Origin of the sequence: Nitrospira sp., assembly GCA_024998565.1 — a bacterium.
Lineage (GTDB): Bacteria > Nitrospirota > Nitrospiria > Nitrospirales > Nitrospiraceae > Nitrospira_A.
Genome location: JACOEM010000002.1, coordinates 434,679 through 450,179, shown reverse-complemented (window position 1 = coordinate 450,179; position 15,501 = coordinate 434,679). Strand labels below are relative to the sequence as shown.

General features: G+C 58.9%; 16 protein-coding genes. 8 read left to right on the top strand and 8 right to left on the bottom strand.

What is annotated here, in order from left to right:
- Positions 1-52: 52 nt before the first annotated feature.
- Positions 53-1,078 (top strand): AraC family transcriptional regulator, encoded by a 1,026-nt coding sequence (locus H8K11_05710; GenBank protein ID MCS6263237.1) that lies wholly within the window; start codon positions 53-55, stop codon positions 1,076-1,078.
- 284 nt (positions 1,079-1,362) lie between these two features.
- Here H8K11_05710 and H8K11_05705 read toward each other — a convergent pair whose 3' ends face one another.
- The gene (locus tag H8K11_05705; GenBank protein MCS6263236.1) at positions 1,363-1,809 is read right to left on the bottom strand and encodes an SRPBCC family protein; all 447 of its coding nucleotides are present in this window, start codon (positions 1,807-1,809) and stop codon (positions 1,363-1,365) included.
- Positions 1,810-2,089: 280 nt separating this feature from the next.
- Between H8K11_05705 and H8K11_05700 the strand changes: the two genes are divergently transcribed.
- A complete protein-coding gene (locus H8K11_05700) occupies positions 2,090-2,779 on the top strand; it encodes a DUF2959 domain-containing protein (protein ID MCS6263235.1) in 690 nt (229 codons plus the stop codon).
- A gap of 66 nt (positions 2,780-2,845) precedes the next feature.
- Here H8K11_05700 and H8K11_05695 read toward each other — a convergent pair whose 3' ends face one another.
- Complete coding sequence (locus H8K11_05695) at positions 2,846-3,748, bottom strand: LysR family transcriptional regulator (GenBank protein MCS6263234.1); 903 nt, start codon at positions 3,746-3,748, stop codon at positions 2,846-2,848.
- A 170-nt stretch (positions 3,749-3,918) separates the two neighbouring features.
- On the opposite strand from H8K11_05695, the gene tmpT reads away from it, so the two are divergent.
- The 4 genes from tmpT to H8K11_05675 all read left to right on the top strand — a co-directional run bounded on the left by tmpT (position 3,919) and on the right by H8K11_05675 (position 8,443).
- Complete coding sequence (tmpT, locus tag H8K11_05690) at positions 3,919-4,557, top strand: thiopurine S-methyltransferase (GenBank protein MCS6263233.1); 639 nt, start codon at positions 3,919-3,921, stop codon at positions 4,555-4,557.
- 8 nt (positions 4,558-4,565) lie between these two features.
- Complete coding sequence (locus tag H8K11_05685; protein MCS6263232.1) at positions 4,566-6,026, top strand: MFS transporter; 1,461 nt, start codon at positions 4,566-4,568, stop codon at positions 6,024-6,026.
- 228 nt (positions 6,027-6,254) lie between these two features.
- Entirely contained in the window at positions 6,255-7,697 is a 1,443-nt protein-coding gene (gene pyk, locus H8K11_05680) for a pyruvate kinase (GenBank protein MCS6263231.1), read from the top strand.
- 206 nt (positions 7,698-7,903) lie between these two features.
- On the top strand, positions 7,904-8,443 hold the full coding sequence (locus H8K11_05675; GenBank protein ID MCS6263230.1) for a hypothetical protein: 540 nt from the start codon (positions 7,904-7,906) through the stop codon (positions 8,441-8,443).
- Positions 8,444-8,532: 89 nt separating this feature from the next.
- Here H8K11_05675 and H8K11_05670 read toward each other — a convergent pair whose 3' ends face one another.
- The 3 genes from H8K11_05670 to H8K11_05660 form a co-directional block, all read right to left on the bottom strand.
- Positions 8,533-9,087, bottom strand: a complete 555-nt coding sequence (locus H8K11_05670) for a dihydrofolate reductase family protein (GenBank protein ID MCS6263229.1) — start codon at positions 9,085-9,087, stop codon at positions 8,533-8,535.
- Positions 9,088-9,196: 109 nt separating this feature from the next.
- On the bottom strand, positions 9,197-9,970 hold the full coding sequence (locus tag H8K11_05665; GenBank protein ID MCS6263228.1) for a DUF1353 domain-containing protein: 774 nt from the start codon (positions 9,968-9,970) through the stop codon (positions 9,197-9,199).
- 112 nt (positions 9,971-10,082) lie between these two features.
- Positions 10,083-10,679: a DUF3365 domain-containing protein gene (locus tag H8K11_05660; GenBank protein MCS6263227.1), complete on the bottom strand. Its 597-nt coding sequence runs from the start codon at positions 10,677-10,679 to the stop codon at positions 10,083-10,085.
- A 242-nt stretch (positions 10,680-10,921) separates the two neighbouring features.
- Between H8K11_05660 and H8K11_05655 the strand changes: the two genes are divergently transcribed.
- Positions 10,922-11,356 (top strand): thiol-disulfide oxidoreductase DCC family protein, encoded by a 435-nt coding sequence (locus tag H8K11_05655; GenBank protein ID MCS6263226.1) that lies wholly within the window; start codon positions 10,922-10,924, stop codon positions 11,354-11,356.
- Between the two features lie 143 nt (positions 11,357-11,499).
- On the top strand, positions 11,500-11,958 hold the full coding sequence (locus tag H8K11_05650) for a rhodanese-like domain-containing protein (protein MCS6263225.1): 459 nt from the start codon (positions 11,500-11,502) through the stop codon (positions 11,956-11,958).
- A gap of 199 nt (positions 11,959-12,157) precedes the next feature.
- Here H8K11_05650 and H8K11_05645 read toward each other — a convergent pair whose 3' ends face one another.
- The 3 genes from H8K11_05645 to gspG all read right to left on the bottom strand — a co-directional run bounded on the left by H8K11_05645 (position 12,158) and on the right by gspG (position 15,436).
- The gene (locus H8K11_05645) at positions 12,158-13,477 is read right to left on the bottom strand and encodes a hypothetical protein (GenBank protein MCS6263224.1); all 1,320 of its coding nucleotides are present in this window, start codon (positions 13,475-13,477) and stop codon (positions 12,158-12,160) included.
- 95 nt (positions 13,478-13,572) lie between these two features.
- Positions 13,573-14,766 carry an HDOD domain-containing protein gene (locus tag H8K11_05640; GenBank protein ID MCS6263223.1) on the bottom strand — a complete coding sequence of 398 codons (1,194 nt, stop codon included), beginning with the start codon at positions 14,764-14,766 and terminating at the stop codon, positions 13,573-13,575.
- A gap of 151 nt (positions 14,767-14,917) precedes the next feature.
- Complete coding sequence (gene gspG / locus H8K11_05635) at positions 14,918-15,436, bottom strand: type II secretion system major pseudopilin GspG (GenBank protein MCS6263222.1); 519 nt, start codon at positions 15,434-15,436, stop codon at positions 14,918-14,920.
- Positions 15,437-15,501: the final 65 nt, after the last annotated feature.

Here is a 15,501-nt window from a genome sequence, read left to right as displayed (position 1 = left end):
CCGGGCGTCCGGATGGCTTTGCTCAGCATCCGGCCTCGCCGAGGAAATTCCTATGGACGTGCTGTCCGAAGTCCTCAAGGCCGTGAAACTCGACGGCGCAGTGTTTTTTCACGGGGAATTTGCCGCACCCTGGTGCGCTCGAGAGCCTGACGCCGCGACTATGGCGGCATATCTGCCCACTCAGGCCGGCCACATCATCATTTTCCATCTGCTGCTTGAAGGACAGGGTTATGTTCGCCTCGAGCAGGAGGACCGTGCCGTGCCGCTCACAGCGGGCGACATCATCATTCTCACGCATGGCGATGCGCATCTCATGGGTAACGGCCCACCCGTCACACCGGTGGACACTTCCCTGCAGATGCGGCAAATCCTCTCGGAGGGACGCATGCTGTCCCAACTCGCCGGGGGTGGTGAAGTCACGAAGTTGATTTGCGGGTACTTGACCTGCGACGCGCAGCTCTGTCGGGTCGTCCTGGCCGGGCTGCCTGCGATGCTCAAGGTCAATATCCGGGATACCCCATCGGGACAGTGGCTGGAGAATACGCTCCGCTATTCAGTCGATCACGCGGAGGCTTCCGGTCCCGGAGGCGCGGCGGTCATCGCCAAGTTATCCGAAGCGTTGTTCGTGGAGACGTTGCGCCGCTATATCGCGCAGTTGCCGCACACCCAGACCGGATGGCTGGCCGGGGTGCGCGACCCGGATGTGGGCAAAGCGCTGGCGGTCCTGCATCAACGGCCGGCTCAGCCATGGACCATCGCCACGCTCGCTGCTGAGGTCGGGGTTTCCCGATCCGTGCTTGCCGAACGGTTCCAGCATTTCCTCACGGACACACCGATCGGCTACCTCACCCGCTGGCGGTTGCATCTCGCTGCGCAACTCCTCACCTCCACATCCAAGAGCGTGGCCGAAGTCGCCGGCGATATCGGCTATGAGTCCGAACCCTCCTTCAACCGCGCCTTCAAACGCGAGTTCGGGCTTCCGCCTGCCCGCTTCCGCACTCAGGCCAAATCGCCCAAGCAGTCGTCAGTCACTCGCGACGCCACGACCGCCGAGTTGAAGCCCATCCAGACGACATGACCGGTGATCGCCGGCCTTCGTCAGACGCACACCCGGCCGGCTCCGTTTTTACTGAAACATGATGCGACCGTTCTGAGTCCGATCGCGGATGCAGGGCGGGATGCGCACCCGGGAGTTACGTGCGAGATTGATCGAGGTCGCGGGCCGGGATGTCATTGCTCAACTGATTGAAGCAGGCCGATCGACAGGGGGCGGTAAGATTCGCGGCAGGTCTCGTGTTTACATCGTTGAGCCACGATTGAAACTCCGTGAACACGCGACTCTGCATCCCCACCTGCCAACTTCTACTCATGAATCTCCGCTTCGACCAGTTTCGCGAGAAGGATCAGCGATTCCTGCCAGCCCAAATAACAGGACTCAGGAGGAATCACGTCGGGAATCCCTTCCTGCACCACCGTCATCTCAGTCCCGCATGATACTTTCTTCAACGTGATCGTCACCTGGATCTCTCCGGGAAGATTCGGATCGTCGAACCGATCCGTATAGCGCAGTCGTTCGTGCGGCACCAGTTCCAGGTACGTCCCGCCGAATGAATGAGTCTGGCCGGTGGTGAAGTTGGTAAACGACATTTTGTACGTGCCGCCTACTTTGGCGTCCAGATGGTGCACCTTCCCGGTGAACCCGTTCGGCGGCAGCCACTTCGCCTTGGCATCCGCGTCCAGAAATGCGCGGTACACACGTTCCGGCGTTGCCCGAAAGACGCGGTGAAGCCGGACGGTATTCGTGGACATCTCTCACACTCCTTTCAAGGCACATTCAATGCGCAGGAAAAATCCCACCACGCGAGATAGGTTCCAAAGGATGCCGCATTCATATCCGGATGTCTAGACGCCGGGCTCGCCAGCGACGGCCGCAAGAACGAATGGAACAAGCCTTTCCGGTCTGCTAGAGTACGAAAGTTGTCGGCTTCAATCGGCCGACTGCTTCGGGATGCTCACTTACACTGACGGTAGCACTCACTTCCCGGGTCCACTGCCCGGCTGCATCAACCGCATAGACAAGGATGGCACCATGCACTGTTCGAATCCCCTCGTCTCCCGCAGACTGATCTCCTTCTCGCTGACCTGCGCGCTGCTCTTCTCCGGGCTGATCGGGTCCGGGTGCCAGACCGCCTATTATGAAACGATGGAAAAACTCGGCTATCACAAGCGCGACCTGATGGTCAGCGACGTGAAAAAGGCCCGTGACGCTCAACAGGACGCGAAGGAGCAATTCAAATCGGCCCTCGATCGCTTCACCAAAACCTTGAATATCCAGGGCGGCGAATTACAGGACAAGTACGATGCGCTGAACGAGGAATATCAGCAGAGCGAAAAGAGAGCCCAAGCCGTTCGGGATCGCATCGCGTCGGTGGAGAACGTGTCCGACGCATTATTTGATGAATGGACCGCTGAATTGAAGCAGTATTCCAACGCCGCGCTGCGCCAAAAAAGCCAAAAGCAACTCACCCAGACGCGCAGCCAGTACGCGCAATTGATCAAGGCTATGAAACGGGCGGAAGCGAAAATGGATCCGGTCCTGGCAAAGCTGAAAGACCATGTCCTCTTTTTGAAGCATAACCTCAACGCGCAGGCCATCGCCTCGCTCAAGAGCGAATTGGTCACGGTCGAAGGCAACATCGACTCACTGATCAAGGATTTGAACGCATCGATTCAGGAAGCGGATTCCTTCATCTCGTCCATGGAGAAGGATAACGCGTGATCGCGGGAGATGGACGCGCTGCCAGCCGCTCGTTCGGTGTTGATCGACGACAGCAGGCTATCAGCGTCAGGTCGTCGCCGCGCAGATCTTCCGGACATGGCCCCGCAGCCAGCGATGCGCGAGATCGGCGTCCAGCCGCGGGTGCCAGAGCAACGATACCGTAAACTCCGGCGTGGAGAAGGGCAGCGAAAAGCTATACGTTCCAGTGCGCAAAATTCCGGTATGTCGTTCGGGGACCGTGGCAATCAGATCTGAAGCACGGGCTAGAGCAATCGCCGTCGCGAATCCACCGACGATCGTGACAATGTCCCGTTCCAGTCCAAGCCGCTGCAAGGCTTCCTCTATCGGTCCCTTCCCCTGCCCCTGCCCCTGCCGCGAAACGGATATGTGCTGTCCCCCGGCATAACGGGAAGGCGTGATCCTGCCTTTTACCAGCGAGTGCCCCGTTCGCACGACGCCGATCAGACGATCCCGGAACAAAGCTTGAACACGCAACTCCTGCGGAGTGGTCTTCTCAATCACCCCGGTTTCCAGATCGACAGTGCCGTCGCGTAGCGGCGCGCTATCTTTAGTCGCCTTCTGAAGGAAATGCAGCCGCACCCCAGGAGCTTCCTCCGCAACACGCGCAATGAGCTCCGGCCCGAAGTTTTCCACGAAGCCTTCGCTGGTTCGCACGGTGAACGTCCGGACGAGCCGTTTCAGATCGAGCTTCTCCGCAGGGCGGAGAACCGCTTGTCCCTCTTCCACGACATGACTGACCCGTTCACGAAGTTCGACCGCTCGCGGTGTGGGGACGAGACCGCGGCCGGCCCGCACCAGGAGTGGATCGCCGGTCGCCTCACGCAATCGCGCGAGCGCCCGGCTCATGGCCGACGGGCTCAGACGCAGCCGCCTGGCGGCGCGAGCCACACTGCCCTCCGCCAATAAAACATCCAGGGTGATCAGTAAATTGAGGTCGGGGGTGGACATGCGCCGACCATACCATAGCTTGACCGTGATATGGCGTCTCGCGCACGAATACAGTGCAGAGGATGCGCCTTCCGCCCTATCGTGTGGATGGGTATACTTCCGACAGTTCGATGACGACTCCGCCCGGACAACAAGCGGGTGCGACGTAACTCACAGAAAGGCCACTGACGATGGAACCACAATTTTGGCATGACAGGTGGGCAAAGAATGAAATCGGCTTTCACAAAAGTGAGGCCAACCCGCTGTTAGTGACGTATTTCAAGGAGCTCGCCCTGGCGAAAGGCAGCCGGGTTTTTGTGCCCTTGTGCGGGAAGACGCTGGACATTCCGTGGCTGCTGTCCGAAGGCTATCGCGTTGCCGGAGCCGAATTGAGCTCACTCGCCATCGAGCAATTGTTTGCAGAGCTCGGAGTGAGACCGACGATCACCAGAAACGGTGGAATAGATCACTACCATGCGCGCGACATCGACATTTTTGTCGGCGATATCTTCGAGGTGACGAAAACGATGGTGGGACCGGTCGATGCGATTTATGACCGGGCTGCGCTGGTCGCCCTTCCGGAGAACATGCGGAGTCGCTACACCGCGCACGTCACAGACATCACGGAACACGCGCCGCAGTTGCTCATTTGTTATGAATACGACCAACGCGCGGCGGAAGGCCCTCCGTTCTCAATCAGCCACGAGGAAGTCCGTCGACACTATGCCCATCGGTACCAGTTACGGCTCCTCACCAGTGAAGATGTGCCCGGTGGACTCAAGGGAAAATGTTCGGCAACCGAACATGTGTGGCTGCTTCGGAAGGACTGAGGACGATCATGCGATTCACGCCAAGACGAGATGTGGCACAAGCAGGAACGACGGATCTGACACCTTCGATTCGGTGGATACTCGCCGGCCTGTCGTTATCCATGTTGTTGTCCTCGATCGGGACGAGCATCGCCAATGTGAGCTTGCCGACGTTGGCACAGGCGTTCGATGCCTCGTTTCAACAGATCCAGTGGGTCGTCATCGCGTATCTGGTGACCATCACCACCATGATCGTCAGCGTGGGTCGGCTCGGCGACATGACCGGTCGCCGACGGCTCCTTCTGATCGGGATCTCTGTGTTCACCGTCACTTCTATTGTCTGCGGTGTGGCTCACACGCTCTGGCTGCTGATTGCCGCCCGCGCGGCGCAGGGTCTGGGAGCGGCCATCATGATGGCCCTCACCATGGCATTTGTCGGTGAGACGGTTCCCAAGTCACAGGTCGGCAGCGCCATGGGACTGCTTGGCACGATGTCTGCGATCGGCACCGCACTCGGCCCATCGCTCGGCGGCATGCTGATCTCCGAATTCAGTTGGCGGACAATCTTCCTGATCAACCTGCCGCTGGGTCTGCTGATTTTTCTTCTCGCGTATCGATTCCTACCCGTTGATCGTCCGCGACAGCAAGTTGATCGGCTCGGGTTCGACCATGCGGGTACGCTGCTGCTTGCGCTGACGCTTGCCGCTTATACGCTCGCCATGACAATGGGACGCGGCAGCTTCGGGCCGCGCAACCTGGCGCTGCTGGTGGCCGCCCTACTTGGAGCCGGCCTCTTTCTGTTTGCCGAGACAAGGGCTGCATCACCCCTGATCCGATTGACGATGTTCCGCAATCCTCTGCTGAGCGCAAGCCTTATCATGAGCGCACTCGTCTCGACGGTGATGATGGCGACGCTGGTGGTCGGGCCGTTTTATCTTTCGCGCACGCTCGGGCTCAACGCGGCGCTTATCGGACTGGTGTTGTCGGTGGGCCCTCTTTGCGCCGCGCTGACCGGTGTGCCGGCCGGTCGCCTTGCGGACCGCCTAGGCCCCCAACGCATGACCGTCCTTGGGCTTCTCGGAATTGCCGCCGGGGCCTTCCTCCTGTCCGTACTACCGGCGACGCTCGGGATCTACGGCTACACTGCCCCCCTCATTGTCATCACCGTCGGTTATGCACTGTTCCAGACTGCCAACAATACCGCCGTCATGACGGATACTCGTCCGGAGCAGCGGGGCGTCGTGTCCGGGCTGCTCAACCTCTCCCGCAATCTCGGGCTGATCACCGGGGCTTCCGTCATGGGGGCTGTGTTCGCAGCCGCGGCATCGACGATCGACCTCACAACGGCGCCTCCCGATGCCGTTGCCACCGGCATGCGGGTCACATTCGCAGTCGCGACGTTTCTGATCCTCCTCGCGCTCGCCATCGCCGTAGCAACGTACCGCCGTGATGTGTACGACTGGGTCGTCGCTCCGACAACAGAGTCATAGGCGGACAACCACCATCCCGTCCGCGCCACCTGCCATGTCTCGCTCCTCACGAGTGCCAACTATTCCCAGCCAGACCTGAAGGGCACCTCACCGGCTCGCGATAGACTCGACCGGCGATACCACGTAGAATAGCCCCGGTTCTTCTCGTCATCCCCGCGCAACACGGCATCAATTGGTCGGCTGCCGCTCAGCCCTAAGCAGAAGCGGCCACTGCCCCAAGGGAGCTCCATGCAAAAGACTCGCATCATCTGCACCATCGGCCCCGCCACAGAATCCTACGAGATGCTGCACAAGCTCTACGAGGCCGGGATGAGTATCGCCCGTCTCAACATGTCCCACGGCGACCACGAGTCTCACGCCAAAGTCATCCAGCACATCAAATCCCTCAACCGGAAGGTGAAGTTTCCCATTCCCATTCTCCTGGACACGCAAGGTCCGGAGATCCGCACCGGCGATCTCTCCAACGAGCTCGACCTGCGGCAGGGCGATATCGTCTCGGTTACCACACGCGGGCCGATGAACGTCGAGGAAAGCTCCATCCACATCAACTATGCCGACCTGCTGGAGGCGGTCAAGGTCGGAGACCGGATCACCGTGGACAACGGGCTGATCAACTTCGAGGTGCTGGAGAAGCACGAACGTCACATGCAGTGCCGCGTCCTGGACGGCGGACTTCTGAAGAGCAAGCGCCATGTAAATCTCCCCGGCGTCCGCGTCAATCTCCCGTCGATCACGCAAAAAGATATCAAGGATATCCTTTTCGGTTTGGAGCGGGATGTGGACTTCATCGCCCTGTCGTTCGTGCGCGAGGCCGGAGATATTCAGCAGCTCAAAACGTTGATGGGCGACAAGGTCGGGCGGGTGAAAATCGTCGCGAAGATCGAGGATCAGGAAGGGGTCCGGAACCTGGACTCCATCATCAAGGAGTCGGACGGCATTATGGTCGCGCGTGGAGATCTCGGCGTGGAAATCAACCTGGAGGACCTACCGAACGTCCAACGCACGATCGTGCGGCTCTGCGCGGAGTACGGCAAACGCGTGATCGTGGCGACCCATCTCCTGGAATCCATGATCCACAACCCGCATCCGACCCGGGCCGAAGTCACCGACGTCGCCAACGCGATCTATGAGGAAGCCGATGCCGTCATGCTGTCCGGCGAAACCACGGTGGGAAAGTATCCGGTGAAGTGTGTCGAGTTTCTCCGGAGGATTGCGCTGAAATCCGAAACGATCCCCGGCCTGCAGTTTGCGAAACACCTGCGCAACACGGAAAATAAGCAGCAACTGGCGGCGGCGGCGGTCCAACTCGCCGAGGGGGTCAAAGCCAAAGGCATCGTCGTGATCACCCGGCGAGGCATCATGGCCGATCTCGTCGCAAACTGCCGCCCGTTCGCCGTCAACATCTACGCCTTTACCAACATGAGCCAACCGCGACGGACCATGATGCTCAATCGTGGCGTCCTCCCCTTCAAGATCGATTTCAGTTCAGACCCCGAAAAAACATTACAAACGGCGTTTCGAATTCTGAAGGACCGCGAAGATTTTAAGGTTGGCGACAAGGTCGTCATCATCTCGGACGTCCTCGCCCAACAACGGGTCGACTCGATTCAGATTCGCGATGTTCCCCCGGACGACCTCATTCCGTCTGACACAACTTCAGCGACTCACTGACCGAGTTCCACATCCAGGATGTATGCGAAGGGCGCACGAGAGTCTTTTGCTACTGGACCGAGGCTGGAACAGTGGAAGGAACCGGTTCCGGCGCGTTTGGCCAGATGAATACTCCTCGACTTTTTAAACCCCTTGACGGAACTTCCTGACGCGAATACAGTGAGATGCGCGGAAAAGCTACAGCCTGCCTGGTGAAATCAAACCTCTTGCAAAACTCAACACACTTTCGTGTTCTTCCCGGCCTCCCCGGCTATGGGCCGCCGCCATTGCAGTTCAGCGCAACTGGTCAAGGAATTCATCGCGAAGGGTTTGTCGTGGAGTTCACCCCGCCGAATGCACCACCTTGGGTCGGAAACTTTCAACCCGGACTCAGCTCGTTCTGCGGGATCGTGAATGATGTCACAGCGCATGACATCATCGTGGTTTCAAGCGGTCAAGCATATGTCGTCTCGCTAGCCACTGGTGAACTCGTACGTTCATTTGGCGGATGCATTGAACTACTCTTTCCCATCCACGATCTTCAAGCCGTTCTGATGTCCAATGGCTTGTGGTTTGAACTTTGTCGCGGGGAACTGGAGCTATGGCGCACAAAGCGACTCTCCTGGGACGGCATCCGCAATGTGACCATGGTTGCGGGCGTGCTGCATGGTGAAGGCTGGAGATACGATGAGTCGTGGCATCCGTTTGAGATTGATCTCTCAACAGGAGCAACTAGAGGCGGGGCATACGATGAATCTGACTTTTAACGAGACATCCCTGCTGGAGAACGCGGAGTCCCGCTCCACTCCCTAATACAGAGCAATTCATGCGCACGCAGGCACACTACGACGAGGCCCTACCCACGCGGAACACGGTATCGCAACTCAGCGAAGCCGGGCCCGATCGCACGAACCGACTCAAGGATGAGGGAAGGCGACGTGATCCTGCGCGGCAGGAGCGGCTTGCCTGATCCGAGGGTGACCGAACCAACCTGCACGATCAGTTCGTCGAGGAGTCCGGCGTCATAGAACTGCCCGACCAGTTCGCCTCCCCCGACCAGCCACACGTTCCGGCCACGCGCCGCTTTCTTCATGTCAGCATGAACCGGGCGAACGTCCCCGCTTACAAATCGGATGTCTGTACCTTCCACGGGGGGAAGACGACGCCTTGAGAACACCCAGGTGGGCTGAGCATAGGGCCAGGCGACCGGTTCACGCCCCGTAACGTTGATGACGTGGCGCAGCATCCACTCATAGGTGGCAGACCCCATTGCCAAGGCGCCGACCGCCTTGATGAAGGACGGATACCCCGTCTCGTTGATATCGCCAAGGGGAAAGAGCCAGTCGAGAGAATCGTCGAGCGTCGCGATGAATCCATCGAGGCTTGAGGCCGTGTAGTACTGGGTGGTCATGGGCGATACATCTCCTTGCCGGCACTCACCTATTCAGCTTGTTCGGCAGCACGAGGCAGGCCGAAGAATTCGTCGGACGGCGCACCTTGCGATCGCACAATTCGCACGCTCACCCTTGTCGCCAGGATGACCCGCCGAATGCGCGGACGGCCAAATAGGCCACGTTGCGCTTCCAGTACGCGACCTTGCTCCGCGTCATCAATTCCAGAAAGAGGTCATCGGCCTCCTTCCGATCAAAGCGCTTGTCGGCGGGCATGACTTCGCCGTCAGGCAATGCCACGGTTCCGGCGGAGCCGTAAATCAAATCGTGCACGATAGGCGCAACCAGCGAGAGTTCAAATGACGCGATGAAGCCCCATAACAAACGTGGAATACTTGCCAAATCGGTCTTGAAGCCGCGCTTGGCCGTCACCATGAACCCATCCAATGCCACATACCGACAATCGTCGAGCAAGACCCATTCGGCGTTGTTGTATGTCACAGCCGGTTCGGGTAACTCCAGCGCCAGGCGTAGATTCGCCCCGGAGCCGACGGCTGGTTTCGACGCTGCCGCGTTTGTGAGATGAGATTGAATCTCGCGGGTGGAAATCTTCCGATTCCCTTCACCGATGTCGAAGCTGAACGATTTGGTGAGAGCGGCTACGAGACTCTCGTTCTCGGCCAACGCCGGAGCCTTGCCCGTCGCGGGCCCCTGCGGTGGAGTAGCACGCTCAACGACCTTGTCACGACTGACCGTGAGGGACATCGATCGGTCGCCGTCGCTCATGTTGATGGTGATCGTTTCCCCATTCTCGATTTGCTGGTCGATCCGGGCAAATTGCTCGATGAGTTGCGTGAGGTACGCATTCGTGTGCGTAAATTGCGCGTGGACGATGTCCGGCATAGAGTCTCTCCTTAAGATATCCTCAGCAGGCTGCCGGCGCGTTCCGACGCACTGCCGGCCCACACCGCCCCCGTTCACACGCTCGAAAGGCGGTCTGGCCTCGCTGCGCTGGTTAGCGGGGGAGCGGAAGGGTCAGCAGGATTCCCCCCATCACGTCATGCGGCTTGAAATCTTTCTTTGGACTGTTGGGGTGCGCGTTGTGGCAACTCACACAGGTCTGGGACAGGGCCTTGTCCGGGTAGAGAGCCTGGAAGACGGATCTGCCCCCCTCGGTCGTCACACCGGTATGGGGACGATCAGGATTGATCAGGATCTCGGTCAGACCGGCTCGCTCGAAGTCGGTGGCCGGACGATTCGTCTTATTGATCGCCCAATTGCTGATGAGCCGGAATCGAATGCCATTGCGTTGCTGCGCAACGAGCCGACCCGATTCGAGCAAGAACTGAGCAGGAAGGGGAAGCCTGGAGGTCTCTCTCCAGTTTTCTGCGGCAAAGACGATTCCCCGCAACTGCATCCGCTCCACAATGTCGGTGGTGTAGAACTCCCGATCGGCTTGGATCACGCTATGCACATAATCCGCGACCATATCGGCCGGCAAACAGGGGGCTGTCCCCGCCTCCTTGCTCGCGACACTCATCGTCCCCTGACTCAACAGAACGGTGGCCACGATGCCGACTACGAGACCGGTGAAAAATCCTGTACCCTTCATGCTGCACCCGTTTTTCTTGTCCGCGCGTGGTTGCCTCGCTCCCCGACCGCAGCCATACACCCGCCCGGCCAGAACTTGCGGGTCGCCTCCCGCAAAAGCATACGCCGACACAGTAGAGAAATCGAGATTGTGGACCGGTCTGTTCCTGAACCGGTACAATGCCGGTGGTGAGGTCGTCTGAACAATGTGATTTCAATTCGTGGAGAGAAGAATCAGCAGTCGCCTCAGCGGGAATGCAGCCAATGACAGGCAAATTTGATCCGGAATCTCATGAATGGGCCAGGCACGAGCACGTCGTTGTGTTCGATGGTGTGTGCAATTGGTGCCATGCCTGGGTGAGTTTATTGATCGATCACGATCCCCACGAGACGTTCAAGTTCGGCACCCTTCAATCCGACCAGGGGCAACAGATTCTGCATAGACGGCAGCTTCCGACCGAAGACTTTTCCACCTTCCTCCTGCTGGAGGAGGCCCGCGTCTACACCAAATCCACGGCCGCGCTGAGAATTGTGCGGCACCTCCCTGGCTTCTGGCCCCTCTTCTATCTCGGCATCCTGATTCCACGCCCCCTGCGTGATGCGCTGTACGATTATGTTGCGCGTCATCGGTACCGGTGGATGGGCAAAACCGATGCATGTCGGGTCCCCTCCCCGAACCATCGCAGACGCTTCGTATAGGCCTGCAGGCAGGGAGTTTCTCCGCACGCCATGTACGTTCGTGCCTTGAGCCATTCGCGGGAACGGCGTAGACTCTGCGTTGTAACGACCACGCCGGCATCGGAACCGTTCCCATTCTCATACCTGATGAAGAGGAAGAACCTATGAACCACTTGTTCACGGCATCCATATTTGTCGCGATCGCAATGGCGCTGTCCGGTCCATCACCGGCGATCGCACAAAACTTTCCTCCGTCGGTCACACAAAAAATTCACGCGGCTCGGAAGCAAGTCAAAACGATCGGCCTGGAGGAGTATCGGAAAGTCGTGGAGAATCCTGGCGAGGCATTCATTATAGACGTACGCGAGCCCCAGGAGTTTGCGGCCGGACATGTGCCGGGGGCGGTCAACATTGCCCGTGGGCTTGTCGAATTTCAGATCTGGAAACAGGTCGGGTTTCCAGCCAACCCGGACACGAACAGACCTGTCTACCTGCAATGCCAAAACGGCAACCGCGCGTCCCTCGCGGCCCAGTCACTTGCGGAGTTGGGGTTCACCAATACCACGGCCGTCGTGATGAGCTTCGATGAGTGGCAACAGGCCGGCCATCCCCTGGTGAAGTAAGCCGTTCCTTTTACGCACGATGAGCGCTTCGTGACACCACTCACAGATCCGCCGGCACATGCCGTCTTGCTTGGTTTCTTTAAACGGGAACTGCTTTCCTCTGACACCTAGCAACCGCGTTCGGATGCGTTGCTTCGATTGTGAACGGGCACTGCATACGTCCGGCGTCAGCAGCCGGTGAGTCGGTCGACTGATCCAATCAATGCGAAACGCGGCACGGTTCGGAGAGGCTCAGGACGACCCGATAGGCATCGGAATGATAGAAGTGAGGCAGCGTGAACGAGAGCTCATCATGTTCCACTGAGAGCGCACGATCGAGCGTGACGACAGGCGCTTCGAGGGGACCGGATCCTACATCTGGTATTTGCTCAGCGCAGAGATGCACCGTCCCGCTATGCTGCGAGGAAAACAGACGCCCGATATTCTTCAGCACGACTTGTGTGTCGCCAGGCGAATCGTCCTCGTATTTGCCCAACAAGAGTCGTAACGTGCCGGCGGTCTTATCCAGCGCGGCGAGGGCATGGAGCTTGGGACTATCCGTCATCGCGTACAGCCGGACACCCTCCATCTCCGCATAGGTCTTGTAGACGTGCCACCCCGGCCGTTTCTGCTTCCGATCGACATACAACAATCCGTCCAGCGTAGGGTTATCACAGGTATTTTCCACGTAGCTCCGGCTCATGTCCTGAGGATCAGGCCAACAGGAGCGCATCGCGCTGAGGATGTCCGCCCGCTCATAGGCGGCAATCACCCCCGCTGTATAACCGGCAATTGTCCAGGACTCCTGCCCCAGGATCTCGTTCACTGAAATCGGCCGCGCCAGACCGTGAGCCTTCAAGTAGTCGCGCAAATCATTCACGTACCTGATGGCATCCGATGGATCCGCATATTCATGATAGGCCACGACGTCGGGAAAGACCCCCTGCGAATCACTCCACTCCAGAAAGGGCTTGAGTAGCCGGTATCGACTCACGCTCGGCCCGACGATCTGCGCGCCGGGAATCCGCTGCTTGATGCGCTGATAGGCCAGCCGCCAGCCTTCTTTGAGTCGTTCGTTGTCATTGAGAGGAACCGCTGCAAGATCGGGTTCATTGTAAATATCCCAGATCACCGACAGTTGCCGTTGCAGCACTTGATCGATCACATGATCCACATGCACCAACCAGGGCTGATAGTTCCCGTCGAGACCGATCTGATTGATATCAAAAATCTGTAGGGCGCGATGCTCGAAGACCAGTCCGAGGGTCAGCTGAAACTCCGTCACCCCGGCCTGCTTGAGCCGGTCATAGTTGTTCAACACATATCCGGTGTTTCCGCGAAAACTGGTGGGCTTCAACGGAAGAATCAGCTCCATCGGTGGGTCTGTCGGTTCGATGCTGACCAGATACCCGTTGGCTCGATGGTTCATCGGGCCCTGCTCGACCCCCAGATCGACCCTGATGGAGCCGGCGAGACTCAGGGGCGCGCACAGGAGCATGAATCCGCATGTCAGCAGACCGATGATCGAGGCAAGTCCCACAGGGCTCCTCCTATGAAGCTTTTCAATCACAAAAAAACGAAGATGTTCGGTTGTACTGCCGGCCACGCGCGGGGGTCAAGATGGAGCGGGTAGAATCAGGCCGCGATACAGAGTTCGCGCCATCGTGTGAGCTGAGACTGAAACTGTTCGCGCACCAGGTACTGCTGATCCAGACCTGGGACTTCGATCGTGTTCTCACCTGGCAGGGCCTGTGCTTCAGCCATAGCATTCGCCACATGCACGGCGGTCACGGCGCAAAAGCCGGATCCCTTGTAGTCGTCAGGATGATGGTGATAGGCCACCGCTTCCACGATGCCGTCTCCCAGGCCCCAGATTCCAAGCAGATAGGCCCCGACATGAGCATGATCGGCCCCGAACACCTGCCGCTCGGCTTCCCAATCAGGCATCTGTTTCATCTGCATCAGATCCAGGACTCGCGCGTAGTCGTCGGGTTTGTTAGCCACCAGTACCAATACCCCGACGTCATGGAGCAAGGCGGCCGTAAAGGCTTCGTCCATCACCGCTTGACTCGAACCGGCCTCCTTCGCAATTCGTCGCGCGCAGGTGCCGGCGAGCATCGCATGCCGCCATAACTCATCCAACGAAAACGACGGGAGCTGCGCCTGGTCGAACTGCGCGAAAACCTGACTGGAGAGCACCAATGACTTGATCGTATCGAATCCGAGCAGCGCCACCGCCTGCTCCGGATCGGACACATGGGTGCGAAGGCCGAAGAACGCGGAATTCACCAGCTGCAGGATCTTCGTGACCATGCCGAGATCTTTGGCCACAATGCGGGAGGCCTTTTTCAACGAGGCCTGCGGAGCCTGCATCTCCTTCGTCAACTCCCGGTAGATCGACGGGAGACTCGGCAGCGTTTTGATTTCGTTCGCCAGGCTGCGAAGCGCTGGATTAGCCAGCACGTCCCGCAATGCCTCCGCCTTCTCAATGGTCGCTTTCAACGTGGCGACGTCGAACGGCTTCTGAAGAAATCGATGTGCGACCGACGCGGACCGCAGATAATTGGCAGGGCTCTGGTCGCCTGACAACACGATGCGGGTCGCCTGTGGACAGACCGTGCGCACCTCGCCGAGAAATTGAGCGCCGTCCATCCCCGGCATCGTCATATCCGACACCACCACGTCGCAGGGGGTCTCACGGATGGCGGCCAATGCGGCCGTGGCGGAAGGGTAGAACCCCATCGCCCATTCACCCTGCATCGGGGCCAAGGTCCGTTGTAGATGCTTCAAGATCTCGGGCGCATCGTCCACAAAAACCACACGTCGCATCAGCCTCTCCTCCCGGCAGGATCTTCCTCCTCTTCTCATCGGTCAGCGAGGTCAGAACCTTGAGTCGGTTCAGGGAAGCCCGGAAGGAAGACGGCGTGCGCGAATGTTTCGTCACAACTACCGGGTCAGAGGGAGGGGGACGGCAGGAGGATTAGTTGCGATCGAGATCCCAACTTACAATGTCGGCGTTTTTCCCTTCACCGCCCGGGACCCCGTCGGCCCCAAAGGAAATGATCTCAAACTCGCCGCCCTGTGTGGACGGAGTCGTGTACTTGTAGGGAGCGCCCCAAGGATCGACCGGCACTTTGGGAAGATATCCGCCGGCCTTCCAGTTTGGGGCAGCAGGACCTGACGCAGGTCGCTCGACCAGGGCCTTCAAGCCCTGCTCGGTTGTAGGAATATTGCCGTTGTCGAGCTTGTAGAGTTGAAGGGCACTGTCAATATTCGAAATTTGCGCCTTGGCCGCGGCTCGTTTGGCATCTTCGGTGCGCCCCATCACGCGAGGAATCAACAGCGTCGCCAGGATCGCGAGGATCACCACGACGATCATGACCTCGATGAAGGAAAATCCTCCGCAGGATCTCAGTCTATTGAGCTGAGTGCCCCAAGAATCGGTCACCGTCCCGGTACGACGAGAGCCTGAACTATTCAGATCGTGACGCCATCTCATATGCACGCTGCTCCTTCTGTCGAGAAACCTGGAGGACCCTGTAGCCGCACACACATGCCGAGCCG

Excerpts from the sequence above, each read along its gene's own strand:
- H8K11_05710 (MCS6263237.1), top strand. The coding sequence starts at position 53 with ATGGACGTGCTGTCCGAAGTCCTCAAGGCCGTGAAACTCGACGGCGCA.
- H8K11_05665 (MCS6263228.1), bottom strand. The coding sequence starts at position 9,970 with ATGCCGGACATCGTCCACGCGCAATTTACGCACACGAATGCGTACCTC.
- H8K11_05640 (MCS6263223.1), bottom strand. The coding sequence starts at position 14,766 with ATGCGACGTGTGGTTTTTGTGGACGATGCGCCCGAGATCTTGAAGCAT.
- H8K11_05685 (MCS6263232.1), top strand. The coding sequence starts at position 4,566 with ATGCGATTCACGCCAAGACGAGATGTGGCACAAGCAGGAACGACGGAT.
- H8K11_05655 (MCS6263226.1), top strand. The coding sequence starts at position 10,922 with ATGACAGGCAAATTTGATCCGGAATCTCATGAATGGGCCAGGCACGAG.
- H8K11_05705 (MCS6263236.1), bottom strand. The coding sequence starts at position 1,809 with ATGTCCACGAATACCGTCCGGCTTCACCGCGTCTTTCGGGCAACGCCG.
- H8K11_05660 (MCS6263227.1), bottom strand. The coding sequence starts at position 10,679 with ATGAAGGGTACAGGATTTTTCACCGGTCTCGTAGTCGGCATCGTGGCC.
- pyk (MCS6263231.1), top strand. The coding sequence starts at position 6,255 with ATGCAAAAGACTCGCATCATCTGCACCATCGGCCCCGCCACAGAATCC.
- H8K11_05670 (MCS6263229.1), bottom strand. The coding sequence starts at position 9,087 with ATGACCACCCAGTACTACACGGCCTCAAGCCTCGATGGATTCATCGCG.
- H8K11_05650 (MCS6263225.1), top strand. The coding sequence starts at position 11,500 with ATGAACCACTTGTTCACGGCATCCATATTTGTCGCGATCGCAATGGCG.
- tmpT (MCS6263233.1), top strand. The coding sequence starts at position 3,919 with ATGGAACCACAATTTTGGCATGACAGGTGGGCAAAGAATGAAATCGGC.
- H8K11_05695 (MCS6263234.1), bottom strand. The coding sequence starts at position 3,748 with ATGTCCACCCCCGACCTCAATTTACTGATCACCCTGGATGTTTTATTG.
- H8K11_05700 (MCS6263235.1), top strand. The coding sequence starts at position 2,090 with ATGCACTGTTCGAATCCCCTCGTCTCCCGCAGACTGATCTCCTTCTCG.
- gspG (MCS6263222.1), bottom strand. The coding sequence starts at position 15,436 with ATGAGATGGCGTCACGATCTGAATAGTTCAGGCTCTCGTCGTACCGGG.